The sequence below is a fragment of the Providencia sp. PROV255 genome, assembly GCF_028478065.1.
Classification (GTDB): domain Bacteria; phylum Pseudomonadota; class Gammaproteobacteria; order Enterobacterales; family Enterobacteriaceae; genus Providencia; species Providencia rettgeri.
This window is the reverse complement of the sequence record NZ_JAMPMI010000009.1, coordinates 154,965-175,590: the sequence shown is the minus strand read 5'-3', so window position 1 is coordinate 175,590 and position 20,626 is coordinate 154,965. Positions and strand designations below refer to the sequence as shown.

General features: G+C 43.8%; 19 protein-coding genes. 18 read left to right on the top strand and 1 reads right to left on the bottom strand.

The features are described from left to right. Position 1 precedes the first annotated feature (1 nt). The 18 genes from ilvN (at position 2) to lpxC (ending at position 20,054) form a co-directional block, all read left to right on the top strand. On the top strand, positions 2-493 hold the full coding sequence (gene ilvN / locus PR725_RS10095; RefSeq protein ID WP_004262045.1) for an acetolactate synthase small subunit: 492 nt from the start codon (positions 2-4) through the stop codon (positions 491-493). 84 nt (positions 494-577) lie between these two features. Beyond that, entirely contained in the window at positions 578-1,588 is a 1,011-nt protein-coding gene (gene cra / locus PR725_RS10090; RefSeq protein WP_004913203.1) for a catabolite repressor/activator, read from the top strand. Positions 1,589-2,287: 699 nt separating this feature from the next. After that, the gene (mraZ, locus tag PR725_RS10085; RefSeq protein WP_004262043.1) at positions 2,288-2,746 is read left to right on the top strand and encodes a division/cell wall cluster transcriptional repressor MraZ; all 459 of its coding nucleotides are present in this window, start codon (positions 2,288-2,290) and stop codon (positions 2,744-2,746) included. A 2-nt stretch (positions 2,747-2,748) separates the two neighbouring features. Continuing rightward, on the top strand, positions 2,749-3,702 hold the full coding sequence (gene rsmH / locus PR725_RS10080; protein ID WP_004913197.1) for a 16S rRNA (cytosine(1402)-N(4))-methyltransferase RsmH: 954 nt from the start codon (positions 2,749-2,751) through the stop codon (positions 3,700-3,702). Continuing rightward, entirely contained in the window at positions 3,702-4,022 is a 321-nt protein-coding gene (gene ftsL / locus PR725_RS10075) for a cell division protein FtsL (protein WP_004913196.1), read from the top strand. Before rsmH ends, ftsL begins: the two co-directional genes overlap by 1 nt. 11 nt (positions 4,023-4,033) lie before the next feature. Next, positions 4,034-5,800 carry a peptidoglycan glycosyltransferase FtsI gene (gene ftsI / locus PR725_RS10070; RefSeq protein WP_004913194.1) on the top strand — a complete coding sequence of 589 codons (1,767 nt, stop codon included), beginning with the start codon at positions 4,034-4,036 and terminating at the stop codon, positions 5,798-5,800. Continuing rightward, the gene (murE, locus tag PR725_RS10065) at positions 5,787-7,274 is read left to right on the top strand and encodes a UDP-N-acetylmuramoyl-L-alanyl-D-glutamate--2,6-diaminopimelate ligase (protein ID WP_004913192.1); all 1,488 of its coding nucleotides are present in this window, start codon (positions 5,787-5,789) and stop codon (positions 7,272-7,274) included. The genes ftsI and murE overlap by 14 nt, the downstream gene beginning before the upstream one ends. Next, the gene (murF, locus tag PR725_RS10060) at positions 7,271-8,635 is read left to right on the top strand and encodes a UDP-N-acetylmuramoyl-tripeptide--D-alanyl-D-alanine ligase (protein ID WP_272568818.1); all 1,365 of its coding nucleotides are present in this window, start codon (positions 7,271-7,273) and stop codon (positions 8,633-8,635) included. Before murE ends, murF begins: the two co-directional genes overlap by 4 nt. Further along, on the top strand, positions 8,629-9,711 hold the full coding sequence (mraY, locus tag PR725_RS10055) for a phospho-N-acetylmuramoyl-pentapeptide-transferase (protein ID WP_004262035.1): 1,083 nt from the start codon (positions 8,629-8,631) through the stop codon (positions 9,709-9,711). Before murF ends, mraY begins: the two co-directional genes overlap by 7 nt. A gap of 1 nt (position 9,712) precedes the next feature. Further along, positions 9,713-11,023 (top strand): UDP-N-acetylmuramoyl-L-alanine--D-glutamate ligase, encoded by a 1,311-nt coding sequence (gene murD / locus PR725_RS10050; RefSeq protein ID WP_004913186.1) that lies wholly within the window; start codon positions 9,713-9,715, stop codon positions 11,021-11,023. Further along, positions 11,023-12,216 carry a cell division protein FtsW gene (gene ftsW, locus PR725_RS10045; protein WP_109912942.1) on the top strand — a complete coding sequence of 398 codons (1,194 nt, stop codon included), beginning with the start codon at positions 11,023-11,025 and terminating at the stop codon, positions 12,214-12,216. Before murD ends, ftsW begins: the two co-directional genes overlap by 1 nt. Further along, entirely contained in the window at positions 12,213-13,286 is a 1,074-nt protein-coding gene (gene murG, locus PR725_RS10040) for an undecaprenyldiphospho-muramoylpentapeptide beta-N-acetylglucosaminyltransferase (RefSeq protein WP_272568814.1), read from the top strand. The genes ftsW and murG overlap by 4 nt, the downstream gene beginning before the upstream one ends. 46 nt (positions 13,287-13,332) lie before the next feature. Beyond that, the gene (gene murC / locus PR725_RS10035; protein WP_004913175.1) at positions 13,333-14,796 is read left to right on the top strand and encodes a UDP-N-acetylmuramate--L-alanine ligase; all 1,464 of its coding nucleotides are present in this window, start codon (positions 13,333-13,335) and stop codon (positions 14,794-14,796) included. A 2-nt stretch (positions 14,797-14,798) separates the two neighbouring features. Further along, entirely contained in the window at positions 14,799-15,719 is a 921-nt protein-coding gene (locus PR725_RS10030; RefSeq protein WP_004913172.1) for a D-alanine--D-alanine ligase, read from the top strand. A 1-nt stretch (position 15,720) separates the two neighbouring features. Further along, on the top strand, positions 15,721-16,527 hold the full coding sequence (gene ftsQ, locus PR725_RS10025) for a cell division protein FtsQ (protein ID WP_004913170.1): 807 nt from the start codon (positions 15,721-15,723) through the stop codon (positions 16,525-16,527). Between the two features lie 35 nt (positions 16,528-16,562). After that, positions 16,563-17,819, top strand: coding sequence for a cell division protein FtsA (ftsA, locus tag PR725_RS10020; protein ID WP_004262024.1), 1,257 nt, complete (start codon positions 16,563-16,565; stop codon positions 17,817-17,819). Positions 17,820-17,879: 60 nt separating this feature from the next. After that, positions 17,880-19,037: a cell division protein FtsZ gene (gene ftsZ / locus PR725_RS10015; protein ID WP_004262022.1), complete on the top strand. Its 1,158-nt coding sequence runs from the start codon at positions 17,880-17,882 to the stop codon at positions 19,035-19,037. Between the two features lie 99 nt (positions 19,038-19,136). Then, positions 19,137-20,054, top strand: coding sequence for a UDP-3-O-acyl-N-acetylglucosamine deacetylase (lpxC, locus tag PR725_RS10010; protein WP_004913165.1), 918 nt, complete (start codon positions 19,137-19,139; stop codon positions 20,052-20,054). Between the two features lie 38 nt (positions 20,055-20,092). Here the strand turns inward: lpxC and PR725_RS10005 are convergent, their stop codons facing one another. Continuing rightward, positions 20,093-20,614: a DUF721 domain-containing protein gene (locus PR725_RS10005; RefSeq protein ID WP_109912939.1), complete on the bottom strand. Its 522-nt coding sequence runs from the start codon at positions 20,612-20,614 to the stop codon at positions 20,093-20,095. Between the last annotated feature and the right edge of the window lie 12 nt (positions 20,615-20,626).

Below are 20,626 nucleotides of genomic sequence, written 5' to 3'. Positions count from 1 at the left end.
CATGCGTCGTATTTTATCCGTTTTATTAGAAAATGAATCAGGTGCTTTGTCCCGTGTCATAGGTCTGTTCTCTCAACGTGGTTATAATATTGAAAGTTTGACCGTTGCACCAACAGATGACCCAACCCTGTCACGTATGACTATCCAAACTAAAGGGGATGCAAAGGTTCTGGAGCAAATTGAGAAACAATTGCATAAACTAGTTGATGTGTTGCGCGTCAGTGAGCTGACGGCGTCAGCACATATCGAACGTGAAATCATGTTAGTGAAGCTACAAGCCTCTGGATATGGGCGTGATGAAGTGAAGCGCTGTGCAGATATTTTCCGTGGACAAATTGTTGATGTCACCCCAACGCTTTATACCGTTCAGCTAGCGGGGACAAGCGAAAAACTGGACGCTTTCATCGAATCAGTGCGTGGTGTTGCTGAAATTGTTGAAGTTGTACGCTCAGGGATCGTCGGTGTTTCGCGCGGTGATAAAATTATGCGATGAAAAATTTATCTTCCGAAGGTAGAATAATCGCGTTTAAGGCCCCGAATGACTCGGGGCTATTCCCAAAATTGTAAAGAGGTTAACGTGAAACTGGATGAGATAGCCCGTCTAGCGGGTGTTTCCCGCACAACGGCTAGTTATGTGATCAACGGCAAGGCCAAGCAGTATCGAGTCAGCGATAAAACTGTAGAAAAAGTGATGGCAGTCGTCAGAGAGCACAATTACCATCCAAATGCAGTTGCTGCGGGGCTACGAGCAGGGCGTACCCGTTCTATAGGGTTAGTGATCCCTGACTTGGAAAATACGAGCTATACCCGTATAGCAAATTACCTTGAAAGGCAGGCGCGTCAGCGTGGTTATCAATTGTTGATAGCATGCTCAGAAGACCAACCCGACAATGAAATTCGTTGTGTTGAACACCTTTTACAACGACAAGTTGATGCCATAATTGTTTCGACAGCATTACCGCCAGAACACCCGTTCTATCAGCGTTGGGCGAATCGTTCTTTACCGATTATCGCACTGGATAGAGCCCTTGAAAAAGAACACTTTATTAGTGTTGTTGGTGATGACCAAGAAGATGCTTTCATGATTTCAGCAGAATTACGCAAATTTAAAGCTGAATCGGTATTGTATTTGGGGGCGTTACCTGAATTATCAGTCAGTTACCTGCGCGAGCAAGGTTTCCGTAAAGCATGGCATGAAGACCCGCGCAAGATTGATTACCTGTATGCAAATAGCTATGAACGCGATTCAGCCGCAGAGGTTTTTGCTCATTGGCTTGATAGTGGCAACAAGATGCCAGACGCACTATTTACAACATCATTCTCCTTACTACAAGGCGTGCTAGATGTCGCATTGAAGCGCAGTGGTCGTTTACCTGAGCATATGGTTATTGCCACATTTGGTGATAATGAATTATTAGACTTCCTTGAATGCCCAGTGCTTTCTTTGGCACAGCGCCATAGAGACATCGCTGAACGCATCTTAGAATTGGTGCTTGCCAGCCTTGATGAAAAGCAAAAACCAGAACCTGGTATTACACGTATTCGTCGTGATTTATGTCGCCGTGGAAGTTTAGGTCGTAAGCAGTAATAAAATAGACTTAACTTTAATCGAACAGTGAATATTTACACGATAATGAGTGATGTTGGTCACAATAATGAGTAATATAACGGCCCCTATCTTGTAGGGGCTTTTTTTTTATAGGCAAAAATTAGGTAAATATTTAACTTTAGGATTTATCTTAATTGGTTTGTTGCGGATTTTAAAATGAAAGCTAAATCGGATAAATAAATTAATATAAATTTATTATGGTTGTATTACTGATTTGTGCGATAAATATTTTGAATTAAATTACTGTTTATTAAAACAGTTATTTATTCTATTGATATGTAATGATTTTATTTTATTGGCAGCACGTTTTGGGCCTATTTAAAAATTAATGACTATTTGAGGACTCAACAGAAGTAAATAACCGGTACAAGATACACTGATTAAAAATGAGACATAAGTTGAATTTCCATTAATTTGTATGATTTTACAGCAAACTATTATGTTAGCGCTTATTTAGGTGATACTTAATAAAATATGTTAATCATATCAACTTGTTATTTCCCATTTTATTTCCAAGTTAGATTTTACCTCCCCTTATTTTTTCTGAATTGTTCTGTAAATAAAGCTAAAGCCGGATGTTACTGGCTTGACAACGTTTTCATACCATTCGTAAACTTTATATGTGGTGAATTGTGGGGTAAAGTGGGTGGGTGGAAAATAAAAGGGGTTTAATCGGGTATGTTTCGTGGGGCAACACTGGTTAATCTCGACAGCAAAGGGCGTCTAACCGTGCCAACTCGTTATCGAGGAATGCTGAACGAGGAATCGAAAGGGCAAATGGTTTGTACCATTGACCTTCACCAGCCATGCCTGTTGCTTTATACCTTACCTGAATGGGAGATTATCGAGGAAAAACTTTCTCGGCTATCGACGATGAACCCAGCAGAACGACGCGTGCAACGGCTGTTATTAGGTCATGCAAGTGAATGCCAAATGGACAACGCGGGGCGTCTTTTGTTAGCCAGTACATTGCGTCAACACGCAGGGCTAACCAAAGAGGTCATGTTGGTTGGCCAGATTAATAAATTTGAACTTTGGGATGAACAGACTTGGTATCAGCAAGTGGAAGATGATATTGCCGCTGAGCGCCTTACCAATGAACCACTTTCAGCCCGCTTACAGGATTTGTCACTTTAATAATGACGCAACAGCAATTTAAACACGTAACAGTATTACTGGATGAAGCCGTGAACGGTTTAAACATTAAACCTAACGGTATCTATATCGATGGCACCTTTGGTCGTGGTGGCCATTCAAGGTTGATATTAAGCCAGCTTGGCGCACAAGGAAGGTTAATCGCCATTGACCGTGATCCAGAAGCCATAAAAGCGGCACAGGCTATCGATGACCCGCGTTTTATGATTAAGCATGGCCCATTTTCTGCGATTGCAGAGTATGTGGAAGAAGAAGGGTTAACAGGGAAAATTGATGGCGTATTACTTGACTTAGGGGTTTCTTCACCGCAGTTAGATGACCCAGAGCGTGGTTTTTCCTTTATGCGTGACGGGCCGTTAGATATGCGAATGGACCCAACCAAAGGGCAATCCGCACAGCAATGGTTGATGGACGCAGAAGCGGATGACATTGCTTGGGTATTGAAAACCTTTGGAGAAGAGCGTTTTGCGAAACGAATTGCGAGAGCGATTGTTGAACGTAACCATAACCCAGAGGAAGAGCCATTAACACGTACACGGCATCTTGCAGAGTTAATTGCCAAAGTCAGTCCGATGAAAGACCGACATAAACACCCTGCAACACGTAGCTTCCAAGCGATTCGTATTTATATTAATAGCGAATTGGAAGAGATTGAAAAAGCGTTAGAAGGCGCTATGAACGTTTTAGCACCACAAGGGCGCTTATCGGTTATCAGCTTCCATTCTTTGGAAGATAGATTAGTAAAACGGTTTATTCGCAAAAATAGTAAAGGACCATCAGTGCCAGCCGGTATTCCACTGACTGAAGCGCAGATTAAAGAGTTAGGCGCAGCGCAGTTACGTGACCTAGGTAAGATGAAACCTTCGGAAAACGAAATTGACGAAAATCCTCGCGCACGGAGTTCTGTGTTGCGGTTTGCTGAAAAGGCGGCGGAATAATGGTTCCAGAAAGGCACAGCCTAGCTCGCGTCATTGGGCGTGATTTATTTCGTTATGGTATCGTTCCTTTGATTTTATTGGCTGCAATTATAATCAGTGCCGTTTTTGTTGTGACTACCGCACATGAAACGCGTTTGTTAACGGCAGCTAAAGATAAATTGTATGAAGAAAAAGACTTATTAGATATCGAATGGCGCAATTTGATCCTTGAAGAAAACGCCCTTGCGAGCCATAGCCGAATAGAACGTTTGTCGGTTGAAAAATTACAGATGGTACAAGTTGAACCATCACAAGAAAAAATTATTGTTTCTAAGCAATAAAAAGGTTCCTAATGAAAGCACCAAAAACAGCGAAAAATAAGAAACAAGAAGAAAGTACCAGCTTTGTCCGCTGGCGCTTTATTTTGCTGTGCGGATGCATTGTCTTGGCGTTAGCAGGGTTGCTGACGCGGGTGGCTTATCTGCAAATTATCGCACCAGAGAAACTGGTGAAAGAAGGCGATATGCGCTCTTTACGAGTGCAAGAAGTCGCAACTTCCCGAGGCATGATCAGCGACCGAGAAGGGCGGCAACTGGCGGTGAGTGTGCCAGTTAATGCAATTTGGGCTGACCCCAAAGAAGTGTTCGAAAAAGGGGGGATCAGCAATGACGAGCACTGGAAAGCATTAGCGGATGCCCTTGAGATCCCATTAGAACAAATTACCAGCAAAATATCGGCCAATCCAAGAGGCCGTTTTGTGTATTTAGCGCGTCAAGTTAACCCATCTATTGGCGATTACGTTAAAAAACTAAAAATACCTGGTATTTACTTACGCAAAGAGTCTCGTCGTTATTATCCATCAGGCCCAGTTACCGCTCACTTATTGGGGGTAACAAATATTGATGGCGAAGGCATTGAAGGTGTCGAGAAAAGCTTTGACCGTTGGTTAAAAGGTGCACCAGGTGAACGTACAGTTCGCAAAGACCGTAATGGGCGAGTGATTGAAACGATTTCCTCTGTTGACAGCCAAGCTGCGCATAATCTGACATTAAGTATTGATGAACGCATTCAATCCATTGTTTACCGTGAATTAACACGTGGTGTACAGGAAAATAAAGCTGAATCGGGCGTAGCAATTTTAGTGGATGTTCATACCGGTGAAATTTTAGCAATGGCAAATAGTCCATCCTATAACCCAAATAATTTAACGGGTACATCAATGGATGCGATGCGTAACCGTGCTATCACCGATATTTTCGAGCCGGGCTCAACAGTGAAACCCATGGTGGTAATGAGTGCGCTACACAACAAAATTATTAAAGAAAACTCAGTAATTAATACTTATCCATATCGTATTAGTGGTCATGAGATCAAAGACGTAGCACGGTATGCTGAACTAACAATTACTGGGATTTTACAGAAGTCGAGTAACGTAGGTGTTTCAAAACTTGCGTTAGCGATGCCTGCCACTGAGCTGGTGGATGTGTATAGCCGCTTTGGGTTTGGCAAGCCGACTAATCTGGGGTTAGTCGGGGAAAGTAGTGGCATCTTTCCAAGTAAAAAAACACGGTGGTCTGATTTAGAAAGGGCCACCTTTTCTTTTGGCTACGGGCAAATGGTAACACCGTTACAGTTAGCGCGAGCCTACGCAACTATCGGTAGTTTTGGTATTTATCGGCCATTATCTATCACGAAGGTTGACCCTCCTGTATCAGGAACACGTGTTTTTCCTGAGCCGATCATGCGAACAGTGGTTCATATGATGGAAAGTGTGGCTTTACCCGGAGGCGGGGGAGCACGAGCAGCAATTAAAGGCTATCGCATTGCTATTAAAACAGGGACTGCGAAGAAAGTGGGTCCTGAAGGGCGTTACGTTGAAAAATATTTAGCTTACGCCGCGGGTGTGGCTCCTGCGAGTAACCCACGCTATGCGTTAGTAGTGCTCATCAATGAGCCTAGTGCAGGTAAATACTACGGTGGTGCGGTATCTGCACCGATATTTGGTTCAATCATGGGAGGGGTTCTACGGTTGATGAACGTTGAACCCGATGCATTGCAACCAAATGAACAAAATGAAATTGTAAATAGTCAAAAAGAGGTTAAAAGTGGCAGATCGTAATCTTTGTGATCTACTCTCACCCTTTGGTGTGAGCACAACTCCAATCTCACTGCGTGAGATGACGCTAGACAGTCGAAAGGCTGCCGCGGGCGATCTGTTTATTGCAATAAAAGGCCATCAATCAGATGGGCGACACTATATTCCTCAAGCAATTGCTCAAGGGGTTTCTGCTGTGATAGCGGAAGCGGAAGGTGAAGCTGTTGAAGGTGAAATTCGTTTCGTTCATGGCGTCCCTGTCATTTATTTAAATGACCTGAATAATCGTTTATCAGCCCTTGCGGGGGAGTTTTATCAGCAGCCATCAGCTAATATGAAACTCGTTGGTGTGACGGGTACAAACGGTAAAACAACGACGACACAATTAATTGCTCAGTGGGCTCAAGGGCTAGGGGAAACTAGCGCTGTAATGGGAACAGTGGGTAATGGCCTATTAGGCCATGTGTCGCCAAGCGAAAATACTACCGGCTCTGCGGTAGATATCCAACTTGAATTGACCCAATTATTGAACCAAAAAGCGACATTAACAGCGATGGAAGTGTCTTCCCATGGCTTAGTGCAAGGCCGAGTTGCTGCCTTACAGTTTGATGCCGCGGTGTTTACCAATTTAAGTCGTGATCACCTTGATTATCATGGCGATATGGAAAGCTATGAAGCCGCAAAATGGCTGTTGTTTTCCACGCATAATACAAAATCGCAAATCATTAATGCGGATGATGCTATTGGCTTGAAATGGCTACAACGTTTACCACAGGCGTGCGCAGTGACCATGGAAAACCGCATTCCAAATGACTGGCAAGGCCCATGGCTAAAAGCCACTGAGGTTGAATATCACGATAAAGGTGCCAGCATCCATTTTGATTCCTCATGGGGAAATGGGCGCTTTGAAAGCCCATTAATGGGTGCATTTAATGTCAGCAATTTATTAGTGGCAATGGCAACTTTACTAATGATGGATTATCCGTTAGATAAACTGCTGGCTACTACCTCTTCATTATCACCAGTATGTGGGCGTATGGAAGTATTCAGTGCACCGAATAAACCGACAGTCGTCGTTGATTATGCGCATACTCCTGATGCCTTAGAAAAAGCTTTAGCGGCAGCACGCTTACATTGCAAAGGTCAATTATGGTGTGTATTTGGTTGCGGTGGTGACCGTGACAAAGGCAAGCGTCCACTAATGGGGGCTGCTGCAGAAGAGTATGCAGATAAAATCGTGATCACAGACGACAACCCGCGCAGTGAAGACCCTATCGATATTATTAATGATATTATGGCGGGCTTATTAGATTCCAGCCGTGCTTTGGCCATACCGGGTCGTCCAGAAGCCGTGACAAACACTATTTTGCAGGCATCTCCTGATGATGTGATTGTGATTGCAGGTAAGGGGCACGAAGATTATCAAATTATTGGTCAGCGCAAGTTAGATTACTCAGACCGTCTAACGGTAGCTCGTTTGTTGGGGGTAATCGCATGATCCCTTTAACACTCGCTCAATTGGCACAAATTACCCAAGGGCAGATTGAATCAGCTCCAGACACCAATGCAATGGTTAGCGCGGTTAGTACTGATAGCCGTAAAATTGCTGAAAATTGCCTATTCATTGCGTTAAAAGGTGAACGCTTCGACGCCCATAATTTTGCGCAGCAAGTCGTTATGGCGGGCGCTAAGGCGTTACTCGTTGAGCGCAAACTAGAAGTGAATTGCCCACAAATTATCGTGAAAGACACGCGTATCGCGATGGGCCAACTGGCTGCATGGGTTCGTCAGCAGAGTAGAGCCCGGGTCGTTGGCTTAACGGGGTCTTCAGGCAAAACATCGGTCAAAGAAATGACTGCGTCCATTTTATCTGAGCGCGGTAAAACCTTATATACTGCTGGTAATTTAAACAACGATATAGGTGTACCTTTGACCCTATTTCGTTTAACCCATGATGATGATTTCGCAGTGATAGAAATGGGCGCTAATCATCCAAATGAAATTGCCTACACAACCAATATTGTCAAACCAGAAGCCGCATTAGTTAACAATTTATTTGCTGCACACTTAGCGGGTTTTGGTTCACCGGAAGGGGTTGCTAAAGCGAAAGGTGAAATTTATCAAGGTATTCCAGAAGAAGGAACTGCAATTGTTAACCTTGATAGCTACAGTGAAAAGTGGCAGTTTCAGCCACGTCAAACCGTTTGGTATTACTCACTAACGCCACAAGCAAAAGTGGATTTCTATCCTTCTGATATCCAAGTGAACCAGCTGACAACGGATTTTGTGTTACACACTCCCGCTGGTAGTGTTGATATCACCTTGCCATTACCAGGGCTGCATAACATCGCTAATGTGTTAGCGGCGAGTGCATTAGCCATTTCAGTCGGTGCTAGCCTCGACAATATTAAAAATGGCTTAGCGAAAACGAAGTCGGTACCGGGGCGGTTATACCCTGTGCGCTTAGCGGAGCACAAGGTGGTTTTAGACGACACTTATAACGCAAATGATGGTTCGATGATCGCAGCAATCCATGTTCTCGAAAAAATGCCAGGTTACCGCATCTTAGTGGTGGGGGACATGGGTGAACTGGGCGATTATGCAGAAGATTGCCATCAGCGTGTTGGTGTCGCCGCTAAACAAGCAGGCTTAGACAAAGTATTCAGTGTTGGTCAATTAAGTGAGTTGATCAGCCAATTTAGTGAATGTGGTGAGCATTTCACAGTGAAATCCGATTTATTAACTCGACTAATTCCGCTAGCACAGCAGAAGGACGTTGTTTCTATTTTAGTTAAAGGTTCACGCAGTTCCGCGATGGAAGATGTTGTGAATGCATTGAAGGAGTGCTTCGAATGTTAGTCTGGCTTGCCGAAATGTTGGTCCACAAGTTTTCTGTTCTGAACGTCTTTTCTTATTTGACGTTCAGGGCCATTGTCGGTTTGCTGACGGCACTTGCCATTGCTTTGTGGATGGGGCCGCATTTAATTGCTTATTTACAAAAAATGCAAATAGGCCAAGTCGTTCGTAATGAAGGCCCTGAGTCTCACTTTAGTAAGCGCGGAACCCCAACTATGGGCGGGTTATTGATTTTATTTTCAATCACCGTTTCAACTTTGTTATGGGCTCGCTTAGACAACCCTTATGTTTGGTGTGTATTACTTGTGTTAGTTGGCTATGGCATTGTCGGTTTTGTTGATGACTACCGTAAAGTGGTACGTAAAGACACTCGTGGTCTAATCGCACGTTGGAAATATTTTTGGCAATCCGTGATTGCGTTAATTGTTGCCTTTTCCATGTACGCGATTGGTAAAGACACCCCAGCAACGCAGCTAGTGGTGCCATTTTTTAAAGATGTGATGCCACAACTGGGCATGCTGTATATTTTGCTGACTTACTTTGTGATTGTAGGAACCAGTAACGCAGTAAACCTAACAGATGGTTTGGATGGCTTGGCTATCATGCCAACGGTATTTGTCGCTGCAGGTTTTGCATTAGTGGCATGGGCAACAGGTAATGTTAATTTTGCCAGTTACTTACATATTCCATTTTTACCACATGCAGGTGAATTAGTGATTGTCTGTACTGCCATTGTGGGGGCAGGGTTAGGCTTCTTATGGTTTAACACATATCCAGCCCAAGTATTTATGGGTGATGTTGGCTCATTGGCTCTTGGTGGTGCACTAGGAACTATCGCTGTATTACTGCGCCAAGAGTTTTTATTAGTGATTATGGGTGGTGTGTTTGTGGTTGAGACATTATCCGTTATTTTACAAGTCGGTTCATTTAAATTGCGCGGGCAACGTATTTTCCGCATGGCACCAATTCATCACCATTATGAATTGAAGGGTTGGCCAGAACCTCGCGTTATCGTGCGCTTCTGGATTATCTCATTAATGTTAGTCCTCATTGGGCTGGCAACCTTGAAGGTGCGTTAAGATGGTCGATTATCAGGGTAAGAACGTCGTTATTATTGGGCTGGGGATCACTGGCCTATCTTGCGTTCATTTTTTCCTTGCGCGCGGCGTTGTGCCTCGTGTTATGGATACCCGTGCAGTGCCTCCGGGGGTAGATAAACTCCCTGCGAATGTGGAATGCCATAGTGGCAGCTTGAATAATAGCTGGTTACAGGCAGCCGATTTAATTGTCGCGAGTCCAGGGATTGCGTTGGCAACACCTCAGTTGCAGGAAGCGGCAGAAAACGGCATCGAAATTGTGGGTGATATCGAATTGTTTTGTCGTGAAGCCGATGCACCGATTGTCGCCATTACAGGTTCAAATGGTAAAAGTACCGTCACGTCATTGGTTGGTGAAATGGCTAAAGCTGCGGGTATTTCAGTTGGTGTTGGTGGCAATATTGGTACGCCAGCGCTTTCATTACTCAATGCAGGGCATCGTCTATACGTTTTAGAACTTTCCAGCTTCCAATTAGAAACCACTTCAAGTTTAGAAGCGACCGCCGCGACAGTCTTAAATATTAGTGAAGATCATATGGATAGATACCCATTAGGTCTAGCGCAGTATCGTGAAGCTAAATTAAAAATTTATAACGATGCTAAAAACTGCATTGTTAACGTACAAGATGCACTGACCTTACCTGTCAATCATACCTTGGAAGAATGTATTAGCTTTGGCTTAAATAGTGGTGATTATTTCTTTGATACCCAAAAACGGGTGTTAGTGGCTCAAGGAAAAGAGCTGCTCGCTGTCAATGAGATGCACTTAACTGGCCAACACAATTACCTCAATGCGTTGGCCGCGCTAGCACTGGCAGATGCGGTGAGTATTCCTCGCCCAGCTTGCCTTCAAGTATTGAAAGACTATGCGGGGTTAGCGCATCGTTTCGAATTAGTGTTATTCAATAACGGTGTTCGCTGGATTAATGACTCGAAAGCCACCAATGTTGGAAGTACTGAAGCGGCGTTAAATGGGTTACATGTGGACGGCAATATCTACTTATTATTAGGTGGTGATGGCAAGTCAGCTGATTTTTCACCATTAAAACAATATATTGCTGCGGATAACTACCGTTTATATTGCTTTGGCCGTGATGGCAAAGAGTTAGCGGATATGGCACCTGAAAAATCAGTTTTGACTGAGACGATGGAACAAAGCTTACGCCAAATTGCGCCTCAACTAAAAGCGGGGGACATGGTGCTGTTATCCCCAGCGTGCGCCAGTTTGGATCAGTTTAAAAGTTTTGAGCAGCGTGGAACTGTCTTTGCTCAATTAGCCCAGGAGCTAGGTTAATGACGATACCGGGTGCGATGCGTTTAAAAAATTGGGTCATTGGTGAAAAAAATGGCGTGATTTCAGGCTCAACGCTTTACGACCGTACATTGGTGTGGTTGGCATTCGGTTTAGCCGCGGTTGGCTTTATTATGGTCACCTCTGCGTCCATGCCAGTTGGCCAGCGCTTAACCGAAGACCCGTTTTATTTTGCTAAGCGTGATGTGGTGTATATCGTTATCGCATTTATTTTAGCTCTAGGTGTTATGCGTATTCCGATGGCGGTTTGGGAGAAGTACAACTTCATATTGTTGATGGCTTCTCTTGGCATGCTAGTCGTGGTGTTGGTTGCAGGAAGTTCCGTTAACGGGGCATCACGCTGGATAGACATCGGTTTGGTAAAAATTCAGCCGGCAGAAATTTCGAAATTTACGTTGTTTTGCTACGTATCCAGTTATTTAGTGCGTAAATCTGATGAAGTCAGAACCCGTTTTCTTGGCTTTATCAAACCGATGTGTATTTTGATTGTTATGGCGTCTTTGCTTTTATTACAGCCTGACTTAGGGACAGTTATCGTCTTAGTGGTTACCACTCTCGGGTTGTTGTTTTTAGCAGGAGCAAGGTTAGCCCCCTTTATTATCGGTATTGCCGCTTGTGCGGTGGGGGTATTGGCTTTGATTTGGTTCGAGCCGTACCGCTTACGTAGAGTCACGTCATTTTTGAATCCATGGGATGACCCGTTTGGAAGTGGTTATCAGCTAACTCAATCTTTAATGGCCTTTGGTCGTGGTGAAGTATTTGGGCAAGGGCTTGGAAATTCAGTACAAAAATTAGAATATTTGCCAGAAGCACACACAGACTTTATTTTCTCGGTTTTAGCTGAGGAGCTCGGGTACTTTGGCGTTGTATTGGTTCTGCTGATGGTCTTTATGTTGGCATTTAGAGCAATGATGATCGGCCGTCGTGCATTGATGTCAAACCAATTATTCGGTGGTTATTTGGCTTGTTCTATTGGTATTTGGTTTACCTTCCAAGCGTTAGTTAACGTTGGCGCCGCATCAGGTATGTTACCGACAAAAGGTTTAACACTACCGCTAATTAGTTATGGTGGTTCGAGTTTACTGGTGATGGCTGCTGCCATTGCGATATTACTGAGAATTGATTTTGAAACACGCCTTGAAAAAGCGCAGGCGTTTGTAAGGAGCACTAAATGAGTCAGGCAAAGAAATTACTCGTCATGGCAGGTGGAACCGGAGGGCATGTTTTTCCGGGGTTAGCCGTGGCTCATTATTTGCAGGCTCAAGGCTGGGAGATCCGTTGGTTAGGTACGGCTGACCGAATGGAAGCTACATTAGTGCCGAAACATGGTATCGATATTGAATTCATTCAAATTTCGGGTCTCAGGGGCAAAGGTATCGCAGCGCAACTGGGGTCGCCATGGCGTATTTATAAAGCGATTCGCCAAGCCAAAACAATTATTAAGCGTTATCAACCCGATGCTGTATTAGGTATGGGGGGCTATGTTTCGGGGCCCGGCGGTATTGCAGCATGGCAATGCGGTGTTCCTGTTGTACTTCATGAGCAAAATGGTATCGCGGGTTTAACGAACAAATGGTTATCTCGAATCGCAAAAAGAGTATTACAAGCCTTTCCGGGGGCATTTCCTAACGCACCAGTTGTCGGTAATCCAGTACGTGAAGATGTTTTAGCACTACCTGCGCCACAGGTTCGTTTAGCTGGTCGTGAAGGTGCTATACGTGTATTAGTTGTTGGTGGCAGCCAAGGGGCTCGAATTCTAAATCAAGTGATGCCGCGAGTTGCTGAAAAAGTAGGCAAACAGTTAAATATCTGGCATCAAGCGGGAAAAGCCAGTAAGGAATCGACAGAAGCATTGTATAATGAACATATGCAAGTTTCAGTCAATTCCGAGTATAAAGTTACTGAATTTATTGATGATATGGCGCAAGCTTACGCATGGGCAGATATTGTTGTCTGTCGGTCAGGTGCATTAACAGTGAGTGAAATTGCAGCCGCAGGTTTACCGGCTATTTTTGTGCCTTTTCAACATAAAGATCGTCAACAATATTGGAATGCATTACCGCTAGAAAAAGCGGGAGCGGCTAAAATTTTAGAACAATCACAATTTACCGCAGATGCTGTGGCGAGCTTATTAGAACAATGGGATAGAAACGAATTACTCTCAATGGCCGAAAAAGCGCATAGCTGTGCAATTACAGACGCAACTGAGCGAGTTGCTACCGTGATTTGCGAAGTGGCTAAATAATATTAGCCATAATTGATATCGAATTAATTAGAAGCGAAGAAATATAGTGAATACACAACAATTAGCGAAATTAAGAACATCAGTGCCAGAAATGAGAAGAGTTAGGCACATCCATTTTGTCGGCATCGGCGGTGCTGGCATGGGTGGTATCGCTGAAGTGTTGGCAAATGAAGGCTATGAAATTAGTGGTTCAGATTTAGCACCGAATGCAGTGACTCAACAATTAACCGCATTAGGGGCAACGATTTACTTTAATCACCGCCCAGAGAACGTTGAAGACGCGAGTGTTGTTGTCGTATCAACGGCTATCTCGAGTGAGAACCCTGAAATTCAAGCCGCCAAAGAATTGCGTATTCCTGTTATTCGTCGTGCGGAAATGTTGGCTGAATTAATGCGTTACCGTCATGGTATTGCCGTTGCAGGTACCCACGGGAAAACGACCACTACAGCAATGATTTCTGGGATTTATGCACAAGCAGGTCTTGACCCCACATTTGTGAATGGGGGGTTAGTTAAATCAGCAGGAACACACGCACGTTTAGGTAGTAGCCGTTACTTGATTGCAGAAGCCGATGAAAGCGATGCATCGTTTTTACATTTGCAACCGTTAGTTGCGGTCGTGACAAATATCGAAGCTGACCATATGGATACTTACCAAGGCGACTTCGATAATTTAACGAATACATTTATTAATTTCTTGCATAATCTGCCGTTCTACGGGCGTGCAGTAATGTGTATTGATGATCCTGTCATTCGTTCGTTGCTACCTAAAATTGGTCGCTACATTACTACTTATGGTTTTAGTGAAGATGCTGATGTGCGTATTACGCAATATGAGCAAAAAGGAAATCAAGGCTTTTTCACCATTGCTCGTGAAAATATGCCAGAGCTGACTGTGGTTCTAAATGCACCGGGACGTCACAATGCGCTCAATGCGACAGCCGCAGTAGCTGTTGCCACAGAAGAAGGTATTGACGATTTACATATTTTATCTGCACTAGTTGAGTTTCAAGGTACGGGGCGCCGCTTTGATTTCTTAGGGAATTTCCCTCTGCGTAATGTGAATGGCAAAGAGGGTGAAGTGATGCTAGTCGATGACTATGGCCACCACCCAACAGAAGTGGATGCAACGATTAAAGCCGCGAGAGCGGGTTGGCCAGATAAACGCATTGTTATGGTATTCCAACCACATCGTTATACCCGTACTCGTGACTTATACGATGATTTTGTGAATGTTTTAGGGCAGGTAGATGTACTGCTAATGCTAGATGTCTATTCAGCGGGTGAAAAGCATGTACCGGGTGCAGATAGCCGCTCATTGTGCAGAACAATTCGTGGTCGTGGTCAGATTGATCCTATTTATGTTGCCGATACTGAACAAATTCCGCATATATTAGCTCAAACTCTTGATGAAAATGATTTAATTTTAGTTCAAGGCGCAGGAAATATTGGTAAAATAGCTAAAAACCTAGCTGAAGCAAAATTACAGCCACCGATGGTTGAGGAATAAAAATGACAGAGAAAGTTGCGGTTCTATTAGGAGGCTCATCTGCTGAACGTGAAGTTTCACTTCAGTCAGGAAATGCTGTGCTGGCGGGGTTACGCCAAGCAGGTGTTGATGCTCATCCTATTGACCCCCAAGATTTCCCTGTAGAAACCTTGAAAGATGCAGGTTTTAATAAAGTTTTTATTGCGTTACATGGCCGAGGTGGTGAAGACGGTACATTACAAGGGTTGTTAGAAACACTAAACCTCCCTTATACCGGTAGTGGTGTTATGGCTTCAGCGCTGAGTATGGATAAGCTGAGAACAAAACAATTATGGCAAGGTGCAGGATTAAGTGTATCGCCATATGTTTACTTAACACAGCAGCAGTATAAGCAGGCATCTCATGAGCAAATTGTCGCTAAAGTGCAATTGTTAGGGCTACCTCTGATTGTGAAACCTAGTCTAGAAGGTTCTAGTGTTGGCATGAGTAAAGTTGATAGCCTAGAGTCATTGCCGGCTGCTTTGGACCTCGCGTTTCAATTTGATGAAACGTTGTTAATTGAAAAATGGCTGAGTGGCCCAGAGTTCACGGTTGCTGTGTTGGGAGATAACACGTTACCGTCAATTCGTATTCAACCACCGGGTATTTTTTATGACTACGAAGCAAAATATTTATCTGATGAAACTCAATATTTTTGCCCAAGTGGTTTAGGTGAACAGCTCGAATCTGAGCTCGCAGAATTAGCACTGAAAGCTTACCAAGCCGTTGGCTGCGAAGGCTGGGGACGAGTTGATGTAATGCAAGATAATGATGGTCAATTTTATCTGCTGGAAGTTAATACATCACCGGGTATGACAAGCCATAGTCTAGTACCGATGGCAGCTCGACAGGCTGGTATGAGTTTTTCACAGTTAGTTGTACAAATTTTAAAATTGGCTCGTTGATATGTCACAAGCAGCACTAAACGTTAGGCATCATAATCAAAATAATGACGAGGATCCACGTTCAGGACCGAGTAATGGTGCATTTTTAGGTGGGTTATTTTTCTTCCTATTTGTGCTTGGCACTATCCTCTGGAGTGGTTGGATGGTGATGACTTGGATGAAAGATGCTGACAGGTTGCCGATGTCTAAATTGGTGTTAACGGGGGAGCGCCATTACACCACAAATGATGATGTCAGAAAGGCCATTTTAGCTTTAGGGCAGCCGGGGACATTTATGACCGTTGATGTCAACGCTATCCAGAACCAAATAAGCATGATGCCATGGGTACGCCAAGTGACGGTGCGTAAACAATGGCCAGATGAATTGAAAATTCACATTGTTGAATACCGCCCATTCGCTAGGTGGAATGATCAAAACATGGTAGATGAACAAGGCAGAGTATTTAACTTGCCAGTTAGCGAAAATGGTAAAGGGGATTATGTGTTGCTGTATGGGCCACAAGGTAGCCAAAAAGATGTCCTTAAGGAATTTGCAGTTTTTAAGAACACGTTAGCAGCACATAACCTAAAGCTAAAATCATTATCGATGACAGCCAGAAATGCCTGGCAAATTATTTTAGACAACGATGTTAGAATCGAATTAGGTAAGAAAGATGTGTCAGAGCGGTTAAATCGGTTCCTTGAACTGTATCCGCTTTTGCAGCAAACAACGGATAAACGCGTTGACTATGTTGACTTACGTTATTCCAGTGGTGCTGCGGTGGGCTGGGCGCCACTATTGGTCGATGCTCCACCGGAGTTACAATAAAGACGATGACTAATAACAAAAATTAGGCAGAAAAAATGATTAAAGCAACGGACAGAAAATTAGTGGTAGGCCTTGAAATTGGAACTTCCAAGGTATCAGCCCTTGTTGGCGAAATTCTGCCCGATGGTATGGTTAATATTATTGGGGTGGGAAGTTGTCCATCTCGTGGAATGGACAAAGGTGGCGTAAACGACCTTGAATCAGTGGTAAAATGTGTACAAAGAGCCATTGATCAGGCCGAATTAATGGCTGACTGCCAAATTTCATCGGTTTACCTTGCACTATCGGGTAAGCACGTCAGTTGTCAAAATGAGATTGGTATGGTGCCAGTTTCAGAAGAAGAAGTGACGCAAGAAGATGTTGACAGTGTTGTGCATACAGCAAAATCGGTACGTGTACGTGATGAACACAGAATTTTGCACGTAATACCACAGGAATTTGCAATAGATTACCAAGAAGGGATTAAAAACCCAGTTGGTCTATCGGGTGTACGTATGCAAGCAAAAGTTCATTTGATCACCTGCCATAACGATATGGCGAAGAATATCGTCAAAGCCGTTGAACGTTGTGGGTTAAAAGTTGATCAGCTTATTTTTGCCGGTCTCGCTGCAAGTTATAGCGTTTTAACGGAAGATGAGCGTGAATTAGGTGTATGTGTCGTCGATATCGGTGGCGGCACAATGGACATGGCGGTTTATACTGGTGGGGCTTTACGCCATACGAAAGTGATTCCATATGCAGGCAATGTGGTGACAAGTGACATCGCATATGCGTTTGGAACGCCACCCAGTGATGCAGAAGCCATTAAAGTGCGCCATGGTTGTGCAGTCGGTTCTATCGTCAGTAAAGATGAAACCGTTGAAGTACCAAGTGTTGGTGGGCGACCACCAAGAAGTTTACAGCGTCAAACCTTAGCAGAAGTGATCGAGCCAAGGTATACTGAGCTGTTAAATTTAGTAAATGAAGAAATTTTAAATTTACAGGAACAGTTACGTCAACAAGGTGTCAAACACCATTTGGCAGCTGGTATCGTGTTGACTGGTGGAGCTGCGCAAATCGACGGTTTGGTCGAGTGCGCTCAAAAAGTGTTCCATACGCAAGTGCGTATTGGTACACCGCTCAACATCACAGGATTAACGGATTACGCGCAGGAGCCATATTATTCAACAGCGGTAGGGCTTCTGCATTACGGTAAAGAAAGCCATTTAGGTGATGATACCGAAGTAGAAAAACGTGCATCAGTTAGCGGGTGGTTTAGTAAAATAACCAGTTGGCTGAGAAAAGAATTTTAATTTTGATAAAGAAGCATATTATTAGCTTCAAAAGTAGTAAGCACAAAACGGAGAGACATTATGTTTGAACCAATGGAGCTAACCAACGATGCGGTGATTAAAGTCATCGGCGTTGGCGGCGGCGGCGGCAACGCCGTTGAACACATGGTGCGTGAACGTATTGAAGGCGTTGAGTTCTTCGCTGTCAATACAGACGCACAGGCGCTGCGTAAAACCGCAGTTGGACAAACTATCCAGATCGGTACAGGTATTACCAAAGGTCTGGGTGCGGGTGCAAACCCTGAAGTCGGCCGTAATGCCGCTGAAGAAGACCGTGAGGCGCTGCGTAATGCTTTAGATGGCGCAGATATGGTCTTTATCGCAGCGGGTATGGGCGGCGGTACAGGGACTGGTGCAGCTCCGGTTGTTGCCGAAGTTGCCAAAGAATTGGGTATTCTGACAGTTGCTGTTGTGACTAAGCCTTTCAATTTCGAAGGTAAAAAGCGCATGGCATTCGCAGAAGCGGGTATCACTGAGTTGTCAAAACATGTTGACTCATTGATCACTATCCCAAATGATAAATTATTAAAAGTACTTGGTCGTGGTATCTCATTACTGGATGCTTTCGGTGCGGCAAATGACGTACTAAAAGGTGCAGTACAAGGTATCGCTGAACTGATTACTCGCCCAGGTTTAATGAACGTAGACTTTGCTGACGTGCGTACTGTGATGTCAGAAATGGGCTACGCGATGATGGGGTCAGGTGTAGCTCGCGGTGAAGACCGTGCAGAAGAAGCCGCTGAAATGGCCATTTCTAGCCCATTATTGGAAGATATTGACCTGTCTGGCGCTCGTGGTGTGTTGGTTAACATTACAGCTGGTTTCGACCTGCGCTTGGATGAGTTTGAAACGGTGGGTAACACTATCCGTGCCTTCGCATCTGATAATGCAACTGTGGTAATCGGTACATCTCTTGACCCAGAAATGCACGAAGAACTGCGTGTCACTGTTGTTGCTACAGGTATTGGTATGGACAAACGTCCAGAAATTACTCTAGTTAGCAACAAGATGTCTCAGCAGGCGTCAATGGAACAGCGCTATCAGCAAATGCAAAATAGCATGTCTTCATTAACAGAAGAGAAGCCAGCGGCTAAAGCGGTCAATGACCAAAATACGCAAACAAATAAAGAACCAGATTATCTTGATATTCCTGCGTTCTTGCGTAAGCAGGCCGATTAATTTTATTTATATTGGTTTCTCCGCTTTTTGTGCTAAAATTTCCTACTGATTATCTTGTATGATGATCAGTAGGACTTATAACATTGCGAGAAAAATACGATGATCAAACAACGGACACTAAAACGTATTATTACAGCGACTGGTGTTGGTTTACATACCGGCAAGAAAGTTACGCTTACATTACGTCCAGCGCCGGCCAATACCGGGGTCATCTACCGTCGTACTGACCTTAATCCACCGGTTGATTTTCCGGCAGATGCGAAATCAGTTCGTGACACCATGTTATGTACTTGCTTAGTTAATGAAGATAACGTGCGTATTTCGACTGTTGAGCATTTGAATGCTGCCTTAGCAGGGTTAGGTATCGATAACATTGTTATTGAAGTCAATGCGCCTGAAATCCCTATTATGGATGGCAGTGCCGCACCATTTGTATTCTTACTGCTTGATGGCGGTATTGAAGAATTAAATTGTGCTAAGAAATTTTTACGTATAAAAGAAACAGTACGTGTTGAAGATGGTGATAAATGGGCTGAAATGCGACCTTATAATGGGTTTAGCCTTGATTTCACAATTGATTTTCAGCACCCAGCGATTGATAGTAGCACACAACGCTACTCACTTGATTTCTCAGCGGAATCATTTGTAAATCAAATTAGCCGTGCGCGTACTTTTGGCTTTATGCGTGATATTGAATATCTGCAATCAAAAGGCTTGTGCTTAGGCGGTAGTTTTGACTGCGCCATCGTTGTTGATGACTATAAAGTTCTTAACGAAGATGGTTTACGTTTTGAAGATGAATTCGTTCGTCACAAAATGTTGGATGCAATTGGTGATTTATTCATGTGTGGACATAACATTATTGGCGCTTTCACCGCGTTTAAATCAGGCCACGCACTGAATAACAAGCTGTTACAAGCAGTTTTAGCGAAAGAATCAGCTTGGGATCTCGTCACATTTGAAGACGAAGCTCAATTGCCTGTCGCATTCAAAGCACCTTCAGCGGTGTTTGCATAAGACGTGATTATGCAGCTATCTTCGAAAGCTAATCGAAGTTAGCCCTTTCTGTTGGTTGCACTAGTACTCTCTCCGGCTAGTGCAGCCAGCCGCTCAAATCTTTCTTTTAATCCCTTCGGGCTATTCTCTGCTAATTTCAAAAGTGCTTGTGCGGTTTGTGTGCTTATCTGGCGTTCGTTCATTTTTTGACTCATTGAGGCCGTTTGCTTAGTTACTGAGCTATTTTGCCTCGATTTTCGCATAAGATCGGGATTGATTCTGATGTCGATAGAAGATAAAGATGGTAGAATGGACGTTCTTAATGCAGAAAGAAGATTGAGTTTTTCGTAATTAAGTCGGGTCATCCAACTGGCATTTGCCACTTCAATGACCATAATACTATTACGGTAGTTTGCAACACGGCACATGGGTTTGATTTCAGCCGGCAGTAACCCTTTTACAGCACGATTCAGTTTGATAATCGCTTTTGCATTACGTTGAATAGTTTGTAAAGTGTTCGATGATGTTGCCAATGATCCTTCAAGAACATCAAAAAGTGCTTGTGGATGACTATCTCTCATTTTTAGCTCCGG

Excerpts from the sequence above, each read along its gene's own strand:
- rsmH (WP_004913197.1), top strand. The coding sequence starts at position 2,749 with ATGACGCAACAGCAATTTAAACACGTAACAGTATTACTGGATGAAGCC.
- mraZ (WP_004262043.1), top strand. The coding sequence starts at position 2,288 with ATGTTTCGTGGGGCAACACTGGTTAATCTCGACAGCAAAGGGCGTCTA.
- PR725_RS10005 (WP_109912939.1), bottom strand. The coding sequence starts at position 20,614 with ATGAGAGATAGTCATCCACAAGCACTTTTTGATGTTCTTGAAGGATCA.
- ilvN (WP_004262045.1), top strand. The coding sequence starts at position 2 with ATGCGTCGTATTTTATCCGTTTTATTAGAAAATGAATCAGGTGCTTTG.
- ftsQ (WP_004913170.1), top strand. The coding sequence starts at position 15,721 with ATGTCACAAGCAGCACTAAACGTTAGGCATCATAATCAAAATAATGAC.
- PR725_RS10030 (WP_004913172.1), top strand. The coding sequence starts at position 14,799 with ATGACAGAGAAAGTTGCGGTTCTATTAGGAGGCTCATCTGCTGAACGT.
- murG (WP_272568814.1), top strand. The coding sequence starts at position 12,213 with ATGAGTCAGGCAAAGAAATTACTCGTCATGGCAGGTGGAACCGGAGGG.
- ftsA (WP_004262024.1), top strand. The coding sequence starts at position 16,563 with ATGATTAAAGCAACGGACAGAAAATTAGTGGTAGGCCTTGAAATTGGA.
- ftsZ (WP_004262022.1), top strand. The coding sequence starts at position 17,880 with ATGTTTGAACCAATGGAGCTAACCAACGATGCGGTGATTAAAGTCATC.
- ftsW (WP_109912942.1), top strand. The coding sequence starts at position 11,023 with ATGACGATACCGGGTGCGATGCGTTTAAAAAATTGGGTCATTGGTGAA.
- mraY (WP_004262035.1), top strand. The coding sequence starts at position 8,629 with ATGTTAGTCTGGCTTGCCGAAATGTTGGTCCACAAGTTTTCTGTTCTG.
- ftsL (WP_004913196.1), top strand. The coding sequence starts at position 3,702 with ATGGTTCCAGAAAGGCACAGCCTAGCTCGCGTCATTGGGCGTGATTTA.
- murF (WP_272568818.1), top strand. The coding sequence starts at position 7,271 with ATGATCCCTTTAACACTCGCTCAATTGGCACAAATTACCCAAGGGCAG.
- ftsI (WP_004913194.1), top strand. The coding sequence starts at position 4,034 with ATGAAAGCACCAAAAACAGCGAAAAATAAGAAACAAGAAGAAAGTACC.
- murD (WP_004913186.1), top strand. The coding sequence starts at position 9,713 with ATGGTCGATTATCAGGGTAAGAACGTCGTTATTATTGGGCTGGGGATC.
- lpxC (WP_004913165.1), top strand. The coding sequence starts at position 19,137 with ATGATCAAACAACGGACACTAAAACGTATTATTACAGCGACTGGTGTT.